Source organism: Candidatus Nomurabacteria bacterium, assembly GCA_023898645.1.
Lineage (GTDB): Bacteria > Patescibacteriota > Saccharimonadia > Saccharimonadales > Saccharimonadaceae > UBA2112.
Map to the genome: position 1 here is coordinate 374416 of CP060232.1, position 15658 is coordinate 390073.

Below are 15658 nucleotides of genomic sequence, written 5' to 3' on the forward strand. Positions count from 1 at the left end.
TTATGGAATTTACAGTGTTTTTAACCGTATTGGCTGTTGCCTTTGTGTTGAGCGGAATCAAGATCGTTAATCAATACGAGCGTGGCGTCGTTCTGACACTTGGTAAATTTTCAGGCATGCGCGATCCTGGTCTGCGTATCGTCGTGCCGATTTTTCAGCAGATGATCAAAGTCGATATCCGAACCAATACAATCGACATCCCAAAGCAAGAAGTGATTACGAGCGACAACGTAACGGTTAATGTCGACGCCGTCGTGTATTTTCGAGTAGCCGATGCACAAAAGGCCGTGCTCGAAGTGACGAACTACATTTATGCTAGCAGCCAATTCGCACAAGCCGCCCTTCGCGATGTAACTGGCAACGTAGAACTAGACTCGCTCCTAGGTAAGCGTGACGAAGTCAGCAAGCAAATTATGGAAATAGTCGATGTCCAGACCGAAAAATGGGGTATAGATGTAGAAAGTGTGAAAATCCAAAACATCGAACTGCCACAGGACATGAAGCGAGCAATGGCTAAGCAAGCCGAGGCAGAGCGTGAGCGCCGAGCCGTCATCATTACGGCCGAAGGCGAAAAGGCGGCTGCTCAAGCAGTGGCAGATGCTGCCGGTATGCTGACTAAAGTTCCTGGAGGCATCAACATCCGTACGCTCCAGACACTCGAGAAGATTGCAGTTGAGCCAAGCCAAAAGACGTTGTTTGTCTTGCCTGCAGATTTAACAGATGCAATTTCCCGCGTAGTCAACAAGTAACACCTTGGCAAAAACCCCTGTTTCTAGTAAAATATTGTATGTAGTTAAAACTGCGATTTACCCAATTTATCAAACCAAGCTTTAGCTGTTTGATGAATTGAGAGGAAGAAGCGACTAGAGGGTGAAAGCGAGGTCAATTTATTGACATCGTGGAAGCCGACCGTCGATTCTGACGTGGCTCTTTAGCTCAGTTGGTAGAGCAGAGGCCTGAAGAGCCTTGTGTCACTAGTTCGAGTCTAGTAGGAGCCACCAAAGAAAGTACCCCATCATCACGTTGGGGTGTTTTCTTTTTGAAGGAGTGACACAAGGCTCTTCAGGCCTAGGCCTTCAGAGCGCATGATTGTCGCTGAGGGCTCTGTCACTAGTTCGGCGCAGTGAACGAAGCGAAAGAAAGCGCGAAGCATTTTCTTGAGCAAGTGAGCGGAGGAGCGGAACGAAGTGGAGCGATGTCTAGTAGGTGAATGACACACGTTTCCACATTGACTTTATCTATATAGGTGCGGTAAAACTAAGACACATTTGTCTCAAGTGGGGGTAAATGAGTTCTTTGCGGAAGGAGATGATATGTTCGCGAAGCTGCGGCTTACATGCCGTGATGCAGTAGGCTGGCTGGTCTACAAGATTGTGCGGTTTCTCCTTCTGGCTATAGTCAAGGTGAAACGTGTCAATCTGCAGGTTGTCGGAACGGAGCGTCTGCCCAAACGCGGCGCATACGTACTGGCGCTCGTGCCACACACGTCGTTTGTTGACGGTCCGCTTATCATAATGGCTGTCCGGCGTCGATTCATTGGCATGGGTATGGCTGAGCTTTTGGACTGGAAAGAGTGGCATGTCATTAGCCTGCTTTTTAGGCTGATGGGCCACATTCCTGTCCAGCGCGACAATCCAAAGTCGCGCAAAGAAGCGTTTGAAGCCGGCATTGCTACTATACGGCGAGGCGTCCCTGTATTTATCAGTCCACCAGGTAGAATCAGGAACCCCGAAGAGCGTGACGTCTGGCGCAATGGCTATGCAAGGATGTCTATAGAAACGGGCACTCCAATGGCTCTAGTGAGGGTATTCGGTGCCAAGGCGTTCATGGACGAAGGTCCGGAAGGCGAATGGATTTTCGACTGGAGCCAGCCCATGGCTGTTATCATCGGCGCCGTGCTTGATCCAAATGACTTCACGTCGGCAGATGAACTCGATGCGGAAGCTCAGCGAATCTACGAAACAATTCGGCCACCCGACTAAGTCGACCACCCTGTGCGTACAAGCGTACAGGGTTTTTATATGTATTTGCTGATAAAACTTATGCTACACTGTAGGAAATGGTGGACATACTCTATATCATAATCATCATAGTTTTGGCGGTTTTGCTTTCTAAAAAGCCTAAAGACGAATCTGATGGAGAGCAGTACTATAGGGGGTATCGAGACGGCTGGAAGGCCCTAGGTAGTCGCGTAAAAGACTTGGTAGAAAAGGGCGATGTAAGTAAGGCCGCGCTGAAATCAGTCATAGCGGGTGATACTGGCGAAAATGTAGCTAGTGACTCGGTAGTGCACGCAACTAAGAAGCACGCGGCGGCGCATGTGTCGACCAAGAAACAGCTTGTTGACGACGAAAAGCGCTCGATTCGAAATACGAATATCGTGTTGTATTTGGCGAGCTTTTTGTTTGTTGCTGCAGGAGCGGCGTTTATAGCGGCGGCCGTAGACGACACGGTGAAGTTATTTGGTGTATGGTTACTTGTGGCTGCGTTTTACGGCGTCGGACTAGTTATGTACGAAGGTACTCCGAAGCTCAAACCGGCTGCCATTGCCTTTGTTGGGACGGGTATGGCACTTTTGCCTTTTGCTGGCGTAGCCTTGCACCGATACGGTGGCATGAGTAGTGAGGCATCATGGATGGTGACGTCTTTAGTCGGGGTGGTGGCATATTACTGGGCTGCTATACGACTTAAAAGTTTAGTCGTGTCGTACCTTACGATGGCGTTTGTCATTTCTCTTGTCAGCAGCTCTGTCGCGACGGCGTCGCTGCCGATAGTATGGGGTTTTACGTCGATTATTGTCGTTTCACTTTTAGCTAGCCTGGCCTCATACGTTCGTCCGTCGTGGCTTCCAGCAGTATTTAACGAACCCGTTGAACGTACTGGTCAAATAGTGACGCCAGTTGCGTTGGTCGCGAGTTTGTTTGTTTACAGCGACCTGTCGCTTCGTGGGTACGAAATTGTGTTCGGCGTGGCAACCGCGCATTACATAGTGGCATGGTTGCAAGCGCGTCAGGACATTTATGAAAACGCAGCCCGCGCAGTAGGGCATATTGCATTGTTGCTTGTCGCTTGGGATGTAACTGACAGTGATCATGTTGCGTTCGGATTTTGGTTCCTAGGTTTAGCAACGGTGCAATTAGTCTATTCGCTATTGCGCAGACGACTCGGCTACGAAATATGGCTATGGGTTGCCATGAGTTTGCAGTTTGTGGCGAATTTATACTGGACTGGATCGGAGCATCCGATGGTGTTGTTTTCATACGGACTGGCAGTTTTGGGCGTGTCGAGTTTTGCTGTCGCCTATCTATTGCGCTCGGTCAAATTAGCGCTACCTGGTCTTGGTGTTACGGTCTTTTTGCCATTGGTTGTCATGAGAGGTGCTATCGAACCGCATCTTGAATGGGGCTGGCTTGTGAGTTGGTATTTGTGTGCGGCTGTCTTTGCTCTCTATGCCTACATGGAATGGACGCGCAAACGGTCGGGTGATTTCAAGTTGTTTGTTGCGGCTGCTTTTGTGCTGTATGTTTCTATGGCAGCTATATTTTCTGCACTGCTTAGCAATGGTAGTGGCGCTTCCGCTATGGTGGCGGTCACGGCTCTGCTATTTGTAGCTAGCTATGTCATCAATGTGCCATGGGTGGTGTTTGCTGCCGCCTTTACTGCAGTTGTAGCTATGACGCGATTGTGGATTTTTTATGACTGGGACCATGAATGGCTTGCCGTTGGCGTGTCGTCTGTAGTGAGTGTTATGTTGTTTGCTGCTAGTTGGGTCATGCTTGCCCTATACGACGAGCGTCGTCGTCCACTCGTACTTTATTCGGCATGGGTAATCGGGACTTTTGGTGCCCTTGGTTCATTCTTTAGCGGTACTGATCCGATCGTGTTGACGGCGTCGTTGCTGGTAGTAGCCGTGGCAACTTCGGTTATACTCGAAGGCCGTCGTTCTGGTCGCGTGGGCATGGTAGAAGCCGGCGCATATATAGCAACGATTGGCGCTCAGCGGATGTTTAGCGTTTGGTTCCCTGATTTAAACATGGTCTTTTATGCACATTGGTGGGCACTTGTTATAGCTGCGGTTGCAGTGGCGCGAAATCAATACATCCCTAGGATTATGGTAGCTATGGGATTCATCACGTTCTTTACCGGTATATTTGCATTAAACGACGGCGGCAACTATACACTGCTGTTTCTACTAGAGCATGTCGTACTGGTTGTGGCAGGCGTTTCCACGAATAAAAGCTGGGCAATATGGTGGGGTATTACTGCTTCCTCGTTGGCTGTTCTTTACTTCTTGCGCGACATTGCCTTTTTGGCATTCGGTTTCTTAGGGCTGCTGCTAATCGGTTTTGTCATATGGCGACTCCTGAAATCTGGCAATAACAGTAACGGTAGTTGAAATTTCACCACCGTTACTGTACAATATTTTGAGTAAATGCGCGGGTGTAGCTCAGTTGTTAGAGCGCTTCCTTGCCAAGGAAGAGGTCGAGAGTTAGAGTCTCTTCACCCGCACCATTTTAGACTTAGAGCCTCTTCGGAGGCTTTTTGTATCTGTTGAGGCAAGGTTCTAACCATTTCTAGCTCGGTACGTATGCTTTTAGCGTTCTTAGCCACCGGAATTAGCCACTTATTTGCCTCTATCTCCAGTACACCGTTATTCAATACAGGATTTTGTCCGATTGCCAGCAACACCTCTCTTTTAATGGCAATGTCACCATCCCTAAACTTGTCGCTAGCATAGGTTAGCTTATCGAATGTTTGCTCGACTATCTCGTACCAATTCTTTATGCGGTGACTGACATCTGCCTGTTCTTCTTGTAGGCGTACCAGGTCGGTCTTAAGAGCGGCGCTTTTGGTTTTATACTCTTCATCGTCAATTAGCGCTCTAGTTGCCATGTCTAGCAGCTTATCTAGCTGTGACTGAGTACTAGCAATGGCTTTATTCTGCGCATCCTGTACACCGTTGCGCTCATCAATTTCTTTACTGGCGAATTCGCGTAGGGCATCCATAGTCCACTCGTACATCTTTGGATGCAATTCGTAGCTATCCATTAACTCAAGTAGCATTGCCCATAACTTTTCTTCGCGCACGTTGATAGACTTTTGCGTACAATCTTTGTTTTTGCCGGTACAATGATAATAAATATACTCGTGACGGTTACCATTTTTCTGTATCTTTATTTTGTGTTCCGCAGTAATACTTAGGCCGCAGGCGGCGCATCGTATAAATCCTCTTAATGCAAACTGCTTGGTTGATGCTAAACGCGGGAAGCCTTTGTCGCCTAGTAGCACCTGCACCCTGTCATACTCCTCTTGTGTAATCATTGCGGGGAAATCTGCATCATAAAACTTTTCGGGGGCATATGGGTCGGGCACAAGTCCGGCATACCGCACATTGCGCAGTATGTTATACAAGCTGCTACGTGATATGGTGCGGTTGCCTTTGCGTCGGGTGTTTGGCGTTTGGTAGCCCCATTCCTCATTCATAATCTTACGAATAGACTGCACGCTATATTCACCGGTCAAGAATAAATCGAACGCCTTGCGGATAAGGTCAAATCGCTCGGGGTCTTTTACGACTATGGCTTGGCCTCTGCCGCCACCCGAAACCTTGATACGCTCATTTAGGTAACCGGCCGGAGCTATGCCGGTCAGCCCACCCTGCTGCCGTTTCGTGGCATTGCCGCGTTTTACATCCTTGCTTAGCTTGGCGGAGAAGTATTGTGACTGACTCATGGTCATTTGTAGCATCATCATGCTCTCTGGAGTGTTATCAAAACTAAAGCCAGAGGCAAACCTGAGGTCTTTAATCTTACCTTGCCGTATGCGCCATGTTATTGAACTTGCATCTACTTCATTGCGGCTCAGTCGGTCAGGGTGCCACGCAATAATTCCATCAATTTTGCCCGCATCCACCATAGCGAGCAGCTCTTTGAACAGTGGACGCTTATCCGGCTCGAAAGCACTTTTACTCTCCGGTTCAATCCAGGCAACAATATTAAGGTCACCGAAACGCTCTTTAATTTTGTCCCGCTGGCTATCCAGTGAAAGTACTTGTCGCTCGGCTTCCTCGGTTGATTTACGCGTGTATACCGCATATCGTAGATTTTCCATTTATCTCCTTGAACCAAAATGGACGGCAGGTTGTTGACACAGGCCACAGCGCAAAGCTATCTCCTGATACCTGCCGCCCATAAATGGTCGGGAAATAAAAACACCTTGCGCGTTTTTTGTAGCTTGTGTCAACGCTACTATTATACCACTTATTAAGGCGGGTGGGCGACTTACCATTTGCCGCCCAGATTTATGCGTGTTCCACCCACACCACCATCCCCTATATTGTCTGTAATAAGGTTGTTTTGTTCGTCCAAGAACACCTTAATATAGATATGCATACTACGTTTGTCACCGATTTCGGGCTGTTTCTGAACGATAAAGCCACTATTTTCTAGCAATGGCAGTATCTGCTTACGCAAACGCTCATCGTCCATCAGAGCATTTTCGGTGCGCAAATAGTAGTTACTCAAGTCCTGGCGACTTAGACCGATAAAACCTCTGTCCATATTAGCCTGCTCGCGCCGGTGCTTATCGTTCCATGCTGGCAATATGTATTTCTTGTAGAAGTGCAGAACGGCCGGAGGCACGTTGAGGTTTTGGCTCGTTGCGATAGCGCCCCATAGTCTAAAAGCCTGGTCTATGTCTGACTGACTGGCGACAATCATTCCGTCGGGCTGTTTGCGAAACCATACGTTTAGCAGTGCGATTGCTTTAATTAGCTCCATCAGGTGTCGGATATCGCGTGCATGACGCGGCTTTAGCCTCGGAAAAGAATTCCTGAAACGCCTCTCGATGGCTTCCTTGCTAGGCACTACAATGCTATCAACGTGCTCAAAGCGTATAGCAATAATACGCTGCATCAGTTCTGCGCGCGCGGGCTGTTCGTCTAGCCACTGCTTAAATGCCTTGCGGTCAGCGCCGCGCTGCACCTCCAAGTGAACCGCGCTGCTTAACTTAGCTTCGGTAACTTCTGGGCTAAGCAGTAAAAACCGTGTAGCTTCTTGCTCATCTAGTAGCATATTTGCCGAACAAAAAACTGTTGCCGGAAAGCCACGCAGTATGATGTGCTCGGTGCGGTTGGCGCCCTTGTTCTTATTGGTCATTTTGTAATGCAAGTCACGGTCATCTTTGGATAGCAGCGCCCGTAGCTTCTCTTGTAGTAGCGGGTTGGGCTGTTCATATAGGAGTAAAATCTTGCGCTCAAGCGACACAACTTTAGCGCCACGCTCAACATCGTCCACGCCGCGACTATAGAAGAATGAAGTCGGTGACGCCCCGCTCAGCGGTACTTTATCTACTTCGGGGAATAGCTTGGCAATTTCACTCGTTAGATAAGTTTTGCCGGAGCTGCTTTGAGCATTAAAACTGATGTTAATTTGGTCTTCCGAAGTGTAAGCGCTCAGCATACCCAAAAAGCCAATAGCTTTATTCTCGTTATCGTCTTTGATGGTAAGTGATAACACTTCCATCACATCATCAACCGTCATCTCGCTAAATTGCGCAACATCTATGGCGGCGTTAATCTCGGCAAGTTCTGCCTCTAGCTCACGCTCCCGCGCTATTACTGGGTCTTCTTTTTGCTCTACTTTTTTGGATTTTAGCTGTTCGTATTTTGGCACCGGTGCCGGTGCATTCGCGATTTCACTCACTGGTTTTAATCTCCTCGTCATTACTTAATTGCTGTTGAATATGAGCCTTAGCAAGTACGAACCGCATAATTGACAGGCCAGCCTCTTGAGCTTGTTCGTCGGTGACATCTAGCCCATGTAGCTCAAGCAGGAGTGCCCGCAATTCTTGTATCCGTTCATTACTAAGGCGCATTTTTAGGCCTATTTATTCGGTAGCAGATTACTAGTCCGCTTTAGCATTTCTAGGTTTTTGTAGTATGTGCGTGCTCGCACAGTAAGAGTGTTTTGTTGGTACCTTTTGACACACCTCGTCATGCGCTCGGTACTTCCGAATAGAAAATATGCCCGCCCATTACTGTGCTGTATTTCATGTAACCGGATGCGATGATTTAACAACGCCGCAGCCAGCCCTATATCATTAACTTTTCTAATTTTGGTAGCCAGTTTATTGCCCTCCTTGATGGGTGTAAAAATACCCGCTTAGTTTGTGCGGGTATTTGTATCACTAGGGGCAATCTGAAAACTTTTCAGACGGATTTCAGATAGGATTTGTCTATGTAGTATTTAACCTCGTCATAAATTATCAGCTTTGGCACGCCAGTCACCTCATTTATCTTGCGATTTATTTCATTCAGATGATTTTTTGCCAGCTTACGCTGTCGGGCATCGAATTTATCCGCCCTAACAGATGTAATTGAACGCAGCAGCACACCATCGCGCAGGGTATTGACAGATTTGAAGAGCTTACGCATTGCACCACCCTGAGTAGGCTCTTTGGCTGCTTTACCACGTCTATTTTTTTGCCCAATAATCACTATCTCGCACCCGCCAAAGTACAGTGTGCCCGTATCCGCATCATAGCTTCGTATAGTAATTGAATGCGGCTCAGCGCCTAGCTCTATGACTGGCGGTGCTGCCGCAACAATGTCGGTCGCGGCGGTGGGGGTCACGCTTTCATCGTGCCTAGCTAGCTGTTCTTTGAGCTTCTCGTCGGTTGCGACAAATTCCGCATATGGTATCTTCCTCACAGTGCTCACTCCAGCGGCAATTTCCTGCTTCTCATAATGCACGCTCACTAATTCGACAGCGTGCTCCACTAGCGCCATGCTAAGTATCACCTCAAAGAACTTCGGAACGCCATCAATTTCGCCCCTCACCGCTTGGTGATAGCCGAAGCCATCTGCGTACAGTTGTTTCATGACTGCCACTAGACGGTCACGTTGAACTTCGTAACTAGGCACAGCCTCTGGCGTGCCCGTAGTTAATCTGCCCTGCACGAACGCATTAAGATATTCCGCCAATTCCTTGTCGGTTGTTTTGCTAGCTATCGCGCGCTGCGTCGCCGCAAATACATCATCAATATTTCGGTATGTTTGCATTTAGCTCCTGTGTCCACACCCAATCCCTATATTTTCTGCTAACCGATGTGCAACGGCAAGCACAAGAGGTTACATAACCATAGACACTATGCATGTAACAGGGGTGGTGTTATAATTAGCGAGTCTTACTATCAAAACAAGTCAGAACGCATTTCATTGCGGTTCGCCACGAAAAGCGGCACCGCATAAGCATTTTGGCGAAAGCTGACTTGTGAATGGTAGTAAGACACCTTGCGGTGTCGCTTTTTATTTTCGCCGCAATTTACGGAAAGGAGCAGGAATGACAACCTGTTACATAATGGACTGCGGCAGAAAGTTTGACGACGGCGACAAGCATCTTGAGCATGACGTCTGGCAAGTGGGCTACTATAACGAAGGTCGCTGGTACTGTTCGCAAAAGCACCTCAAACAAGCCACCAGGCGCAACGGCTGGCTAATGTTTTTCATGGCAATTTGCGCAATGGTCGGTTTATTTTTCTTGCAATTCCTTATTTATCCGTTCCTTGACAAACATTACTTCGAGCTAGCTAGTAATACATGGGCATTCTATGCGGCACTGGCCATATGCCCGCTGAGTGCTTGGGTTTTCTACAAACTAGAAAAGTTTGGTTAAGTTGACGGCTATTATCGGTGGTGAATTACTTGAAAAACCTGTTACAATAGGTTCTGTAATCTTTACAATAAAAAAACAAAAACGGGTTGGGTAAAAAATAGCCAACCAACCATTATGAATGATACGAAAAAAGAACAAGAGCGCGCTAAATTGCACGCAACCATATGGAAAATTGCCAACGACTTACGAGGCAGTGTAGATGGCTGGGACTTCAAGCAGTATGTGCTGGGCATGTTGCTATATCGTTTTATTTCCGAAAACTTGACCAACTACATCAATGTACAAGAGCTACGTGACCCGAGTAATCCTCGCGACTTTAATTACGCATCACTAAGTGACGACTTCGCAGAACGCGGCCGCACAGAAACTGTTAAAGACAAGGGCTTTTTCATACTACCTAGTGAACTTTTCGAGAACGTCCGCAAGCGCGCAAAGACCGACGACAATCTCAACGAAACTCTGTCTGGCATTTTCCGTAACATAGAAAATTCCGCCAAGGGTGCTGATAGCGAAGACGACATAAAGGGTTTGTTTGATGACATTGACGTCAATAGCAACAAACTCGGCTCATCTGTAGACAGGCGCAATAAGCAGCTCATTCGTTTACTGGATGCAGTTGGCGATTTGCAGTTAGGCAGCTACAAAGATAATACAATCGATGCCTTTGGCGACGCGTATGAGTTCCTAATGGGGATGTACGCTAGTAATGCCGGTAAGTCCGGCGGTGAATACTACACGCCCCAGGAGGTTAGTGAGTTACTGGCGCGTATCACTGTTGTTGGCAAAAAAGAGGTTAATAAAGTCTACGACCCCGCTGTGGGTTCCGGCTCATTGCTTCTTCAGTTTGCGAAGATACTGGGCAAAGATAATGTCCGCAAAGGTTTCTACGGCCAAGAGATTAACCTAACCACCTACAACCTATGTCGTATTAACATGATTTTGCACGACATCAACTATACCGAATTCAACATCGCGCACGGCGACACCCTTGTAGAACCAAGCGAGGAACATTGGCAGGAAGAGCCGTTCGAGGCAATTGTATCTAATCCGCCATATTCAATTCACTGGGCAGGTGACAGCGACCCACTACTTATTAACGACCCACGCTTTAGTCCAGCGGGCGTCCTAGCACCAAAGAGCAAGGCAGACCTCGCATTTACTATGCATATGCTTAAATGGCTAGCGACTACTGGCACGGCAGCTATCGTTGAATTTCCTGGTGTTCTCTACCGAGGTGGTGCAGAAGCTAAAATTCGTAAATACCTCATAGATAACAACTTTGTTGATGCTGTCATACAGCTTCCTCCTGACTTATTCTTTGGAACTGGCATAGCTACCTGCATTCTAGTACTCAAAAAGAGCAAGCACGACAATGCTACGCTTTTCATTGACGCTAGCGCCGAATTTGTGCGAGGTGGTAACAAGAATAAGCTCAATGAAGCCAATCGCAATAAAATTCTGGAAGCATACACCAATCGCGTTGATGTAGACCACTTTGCAAAGCTTGTGAAAAATGGCGATATTGCCACGAACGATTACAATATTGCGGTCAGTAGTTATGTTGAACGAGAAGATACACGAGAAATTGTGAATATCGCTGAACTCAACAATGACATAAGCCAGATTGTCGCCAGGCAAAGCAAGCTACGCGCAGAGATTGATGCGATTGTGTCAGACATTGAGGGTGGTCATGAGTAAGATTGACGACCTCATTAAGCAGTTTTGTCCTGACGGTGTGGACTTTATGGAACTAGGTGAGCTACTTGACTATGAACAGCCTGGCAGATACATAGTCAGTAGCACAAATTATAGTGATGAGCATTCCACGCCGGTTCTTACAGCTGGTCAGAGTTTTATACTGGGTTACACCAACGAAGAGCACGGTATTTACATGGCCAGTTCGGAAAATCCTGTGATTATATTTGATGATTTTACTACCTCATTCCACTGGGTAGATTTTAACTTCAAGGTGAAATCATCGGCAATGAAAATGCTACGCCTAAAACCTGACAATCCTATTGATTTTCGTTTTGCATACTACGCAATGCGATGCATAAACTATAGCCCCACCGACCATGCGCGTCATTGGATTTCTCAATACTCAAAGTTTACGATACCTGCACCTCCTCGCGAAGTGCAGCAAGAAATAGTGAAAACACTGGACAAGTTCACACAATTAGAAGCGGAGCTAGAAGCGGAGCTAGAAGCGGAGCTAGAAGCGGAGCTAGAAGCGAGAAAGAAGCAATACCAATACTATCGCAATCAACTTTTGACATTTGATTCATCGGGGGGGGGCGAAGTGGAAGACCCTTGGCGAGGTGGCGATGTACTCTAAAGCTAGAATTGAAGCCGAACACCTCAACGATGATAATTACGTTGGGGTTGATAACATTTTGCAAAACCGACAAGGTAAAACCGCGTCCAGCCATGTACCTAGCTCTGGAAATCTTACACGATTTGATAGAGGTGATGTACTTCTTGGAAACATTCGACCATACTTGAAAAAGATATGGCACGCTGACAAAACTGGCGGTACAAACGGTGATGTTTTGGTAATAAAGTTGACAGATGATAGCGTCACGCCAAGATACCTGTACCAAGTTCTATCAGATGACAGATTTTTCGACTCCGAAATGAAGTATGCAAAAGGCGCAAAGATGCCACGTGGCGACAAGAATTCGATTATGAAATATCCTGTACCCGTGCCGTCAATTCCAAAGCAAAATCATATAGTTTCAGTTTTAGATAAATTTGACGCTTTAGTGCATGATATCACTGAGGGCTTGCCTGCCGAGATAACCGCGCGAAGAAAACAGTATGAGCATTATCGTAACAAGCTACTGTCATTTACGGAGCTACCTGCATGAACAAGTACAGCATGGTGGCGGAAAACCCGCATAGTACAGTTGTTGCCGAGTTTATACCCGCCGCGCGCCGCGCTAGCGATTATCAAAGTGAAGCTGAGCTAGAGCAGGCATTGATTGAACAGCTGCAAAGGCAAGCATACGAGTACCTGCGTATCTCCAGCGAAACCGACCTCATTACTAATCTGCGCGCTCAATTAGAAAAACTCAACGATTACCAATTTACCGACACTGAGTGGGAACAGTTCTTCAAGCAAAACCTCGCCAATCCTAGCGAAAGCATAGAGGAAAAGACTACTACTATTCAGGAAGACCATGTTAAAAACCTAACGCGCGACGATGGTACGGTTAAAAATATTAGATTGCTCGACAAGGTAAGCATCCACAATAACAGCCTGCAAGTCATCAATCAGTACGAAATTGAGGGCGCACGAGCAAATCGTTACGATGTGACAGTATTAGTTAATGGACTACCTCTAGTTCATATAGAACTAAAACGGCGTGGCGTGGACATCAAAGAGGCGTTTAACCAAATAAACCGTTACCAGCGCGATAGCTTCTGGGCAGGTAGTGGGCTATTCGAGTACGTGCAGTTATTTGTCATTAGCAACGGAACGTACACAAAGTATTACAGCAACACCACTCGTAACCAGCACGTTAAAGACGGTGGCAATATCAATAAAAAAGGCAAAAAGACCAGCAACAGCTATGAGTTTACAAGTTGGTGGGCAGACGCTCGCAACAAGCCAATTACTGATTTGACCGATTTTGTTGCAACGTTTTTTGCAAAACATTCACTACTGAATGTGATTACTAAATACTGCGTATTTACAAGCGACCGTTTACTGCTGGCGATGCGGCCATACCAGATTGTAGCAACCGAGCGTATTCTTAACCGCGTAGAGGTTAGTACTAACTATAAAAAGTTAGGCACCATAGAGGCGGGTGGCTACGTTTGGCACACCACCGGTTCAGGTAAAACGCTGACCAGTTTCAAGACCGCTCAGCTAGCAAGCAAGCTAGAAGACGTAGAAAAAGTACTATTCGTGGTAGACCGCAAAGACTTGGACTACCAGACAATGAAAGAGTACGACAAGTTCGAAAAAGGCGCCGCGAACAGCAACACAAGCACCGCGAAACTCAAAAAACAGTTGGAAGACCCGAACGCTCGCATCATTATCACGACTATCCAAAAGCTAGATAAGTTCATCAAAAAGAATGAGGGGCACCGCATTTTTGACGGACACATCGTTTTAATTTTTGACGAATGTCACCGCAGTCAGTTTGGCGATATGCATCACTCCATTACCAAGAGCTTCAAGAATTACCACCTTTTTGGTTTTACGGGCACTCCTATTTTTCCGCAGAATATATCAAGTGGTGGACGCGCCGACCTTAAGACCACCGAGCAAGCCTTTGGCGAAAAGTTGCACACATACACCATTGTTGACGCCATTACCGATAAGAACGTTTTGCCATTCCGCATTGACTACATCAGTACTGTACGTGAAGCAGAAGATATAGACGACGAACAGGTGCGTAGCATTGATACTGAGGCAATCTTAGGAGCGCCGGAACGCATTAGCAAGGTCGTGCAATATATTCGCGACCACTTCGACCAGAAGACTAAGCGGAACAGCACCTACATGTTTACCGGTGCGCTGCAAAACATTCACGAGGTTGCCACCGCGCGCGACAGGCACGCCATCGAAGAAATAAAGCAGCGTATTCGACTTAGCGGCTTTAACTCTATTTTCGCTGTCAGTTCTATAGAAACGGCAAAAAAGTACTACGCCGAATTCAAGCGCCAGCAAGCAGAGGCTCCAGAGGCGTTACGGCTCAAAGTGGCTATTATTTATAGCTACGGCGCCAACGAAGACGAAGAACTTTTTGACGGGCTAGAAGACGAGAACAGTGAGGGTACCGAGGGGCTAGATAGTAGTTCACGCGACTTTCTTGATAACGCAATTCGCGATTACAACCAGATGTTTGCAACTAGCTATGATACATCAGCCGACAACTTCCAGAATTATTACAAGGACGTGTCGCTACGTATGAAAAACCGCGAAATCGACCTGCTTATTGTGGTTAACATGTTCCTTACTGGCTTTGATGCAACGACCCTCAATACGCTGTGGGTGGACAAAAAGTTGCGGTCACACGGTTTGCTGCAAGCATATTCTCGCACCAATCGTATCCTAAACTCAGTTAAAACTTTTGGTAATATCGTGAGTTTCCGTAACCTTGAAAAAGCCACCAATGACGCCTTGGCATTGTTTGGTGACAAAGAAGCCGGTGGCATTGTGCTGCTCAAGAGCTATAACGATTACTACAATGGCTACGACGACAACGGTAAACATCAGCGCGGATACGTGGAGCTGGTTACCGAGCTAATGGAGCGGTTCCCTGTAGGTCAACAAATCATTGGTGAGCAGGCTCAGAAAGAGTTTATTAAGCTATACGGGGGCATCCTGCGCGTGCGTAACATCCTGAGTACGTTCGACGATTTTGAGGGCAATGAAATTCTTTCTGCCCGTGATGTTCAAGACTACCACAGTATGTATATCAATTTGTATAACGAGTTCCGCAAGGGTACCGATGCCGACAAAGAAAACGTCAATGACGATGTTGTGTTTGAGATGGAGCTGATTAAGCAGGTAGAAATAAACATTGATTATATCCTTGAACTGATACGCAAGTACCACGCCGGAAACCAAGAAGACAAAGAACTACTCGTTGACATCAATAAGGCTGTTGATAGTAGCGTTGAGCTACGCAACAAGAAAGACTTGATAGAACAATTCATTACCTCACTCAACGTCAATTCATCGGTAGATGAAGACTGGCGTAAATTCGTCGATACTAAAAAGGTAGAAGAACTTAACCGCATTATCCAGGAAGAGGGATTAGACCACGATGAAACCTATCGCTTTGTAGACAATGCATTCCGCGATGGCTCGCTGCAATCCACCGGCACGGCAATTGCTAAAATTCTGCCGCCCGTATCACGCTTTTCAGCAGATAACTCACGCGGCAAAAAGCGCGAAACGGTGCTCGACAAGCTGACCAACTTCTTTAATAAATTCTTTGATATATCTAGCGGCAAAATGGAGGACTAGC

10 protein-coding genes, 2 tRNA genes and 1 pseudogene are annotated in these 15658 nt (G+C 46.9%); 9 read left to right on the forward strand and 4 right to left on the reverse strand.

The genetic code is table 11. The features are described from left to right. Window positions 1-2 precede the first annotated feature (2 nt). From H6797_01795 to H6797_01815, 5 genes are all read left to right on the forward strand, one after another. Window positions 3-749 (forward strand): SPFH domain-containing protein, encoded by a 747-nt coding sequence (locus H6797_01795; protein USN96909.1) that lies wholly within the window; start codon window positions 3-5, stop codon window positions 747-749. Window positions 750-925: 176 nt separating this feature from the next. Beyond that, window positions 926-1001: transfer RNA gene (locus H6797_01800), tRNA-Phe, on the forward strand. A 312-nt stretch (window positions 1002-1313) separates the two neighbouring features. Continuing rightward, window positions 1314-1982 carry a 1-acyl-sn-glycerol-3-phosphate acyltransferase gene (locus H6797_01805; protein USN96910.1) on the forward strand — a complete coding sequence of 223 codons (669 nt, stop codon included), beginning with the start codon at window positions 1314-1316 and terminating at the stop codon, window positions 1980-1982. A gap of 77 nt (window positions 1983-2059) precedes the next feature. Beyond that, complete coding sequence (locus H6797_01810) at window positions 2060-4396, forward strand: hypothetical protein (GenBank protein ID USN96911.1); 2337 nt, start codon at window positions 2060-2062, stop codon at window positions 4394-4396. A gap of 40 nt (window positions 4397-4436) precedes the next feature. Then, a tRNA-Gly gene (locus H6797_01815) sits at window positions 4437-4512 on the forward strand. Here the strand turns inward: H6797_01815 and H6797_01820 are convergent. The 4 genes from H6797_01820 to H6797_01835 all read right to left on the reverse strand — a co-directional run bounded on the left by H6797_01820 (window position 4501) and on the right by H6797_01835 (window position 9061). Next, on the reverse strand, window positions 4501-6111 hold the full coding sequence (locus H6797_01820) for a recombinase family protein (protein ID USN96912.1): 1611 nt from the start codon (window positions 6109-6111) through the stop codon (window positions 4501-4503). The genes H6797_01815 and H6797_01820 overlap by 12 nt on opposite strands. A 170-nt stretch (window positions 6112-6281) precedes the next feature. Continuing rightward, entirely contained in the window at window positions 6282-7703 is a 1422-nt protein-coding gene (locus H6797_01825; GenBank protein USN96913.1) for a hypothetical protein, read from the reverse strand. Continuing rightward, entirely contained in the window at window positions 7696-7875 is a 180-nt protein-coding gene (locus H6797_01830; GenBank protein USN96914.1) for a hypothetical protein, read from the reverse strand. Before H6797_01830 ends, H6797_01825 begins: the two co-directional genes overlap by 8 nt. A 334-nt stretch (window positions 7876-8209) precedes the next feature. Then, window positions 8210-9061, reverse strand: coding sequence for a hypothetical protein (locus H6797_01835; GenBank protein ID USN96915.1), 852 nt, complete (start codon window positions 9059-9061; stop codon window positions 8210-8212). A 280-nt stretch (window positions 9062-9341) separates the two neighbouring features. Here H6797_01835 and H6797_01840 point away from each other — a divergent pair, with 280 nt between their 5' ends. The 4 genes and pseudogenes from H6797_01840 (at window position 9342) to H6797_01855 (ending at window position 15657) form a co-directional block, all read left to right on the forward strand. After that, complete coding sequence (locus tag H6797_01840) at window positions 9342-9674, forward strand: hypothetical protein (GenBank protein USN96916.1); 333 nt, start codon at window positions 9342-9344, stop codon at window positions 9672-9674. 114 nt (window positions 9675-9788) lie between these two features. Continuing rightward, complete coding sequence (locus H6797_01845; GenBank protein USN96917.1) at window positions 9789-11372, forward strand: type I restriction-modification system subunit M; 1584 nt, start codon at window positions 9789-9791, stop codon at window positions 11370-11372. Continuing rightward, window positions 11365-12541, forward strand: a pseudogene (locus tag H6797_01850) (restriction endonuclease subunit S). Before H6797_01845 ends, H6797_01850 begins: the two are co-directional and overlap by 8 nt. Next, complete coding sequence (locus H6797_01855) at window positions 12538-15657, forward strand: type I restriction endonuclease subunit R (GenBank protein USN96918.1); 3120 nt, start codon at window positions 12538-12540, stop codon at window positions 15655-15657. Before H6797_01850 ends, H6797_01855 begins: the two are co-directional and overlap by 4 nt. Window position 15658: the final 1 nt, after the last annotated feature.

Excerpts from the sequence above, each read along its gene's own strand:
- H6797_01845 (USN96917.1), top strand. The coding sequence starts at position 9,789 with ATGAATGATACGAAAAAAGAACAAGAGCGCGCTAAATTGCACGCAACC.
- H6797_01820 (USN96912.1), bottom strand. The coding sequence starts at position 6,111 with ATGGAAAATCTACGATATGCGGTATACACGCGTAAATCAACCGAGGAA.
- H6797_01840 (USN96916.1), top strand. The coding sequence starts at position 9,342 with ATGACAACCTGTTACATAATGGACTGCGGCAGAAAGTTTGACGACGGC.
- H6797_01830 (USN96914.1), bottom strand. The coding sequence starts at position 7,875 with ATGCGCCTTAGTAATGAACGGATACAAGAATTGCGGGCACTCCTGCTT.
- H6797_01855 (USN96918.1), top strand. The coding sequence starts at position 12,538 with ATGAACAAGTACAGCATGGTGGCGGAAAACCCGCATAGTACAGTTGTT.
- H6797_01835 (USN96915.1), bottom strand. The coding sequence starts at position 9,061 with ATGCAAACATACCGAAATATTGATGATGTATTTGCGGCGACGCAGCGC.
- H6797_01805 (USN96910.1), top strand. The coding sequence starts at position 1,314 with ATGTTCGCGAAGCTGCGGCTTACATGCCGTGATGCAGTAGGCTGGCTG.
- H6797_01795 (USN96909.1), top strand. The coding sequence starts at position 3 with ATGGAATTTACAGTGTTTTTAACCGTATTGGCTGTTGCCTTTGTGTTG.
- H6797_01810 (USN96911.1), top strand. The coding sequence starts at position 2,060 with ATGGTGGACATACTCTATATCATAATCATCATAGTTTTGGCGGTTTTG.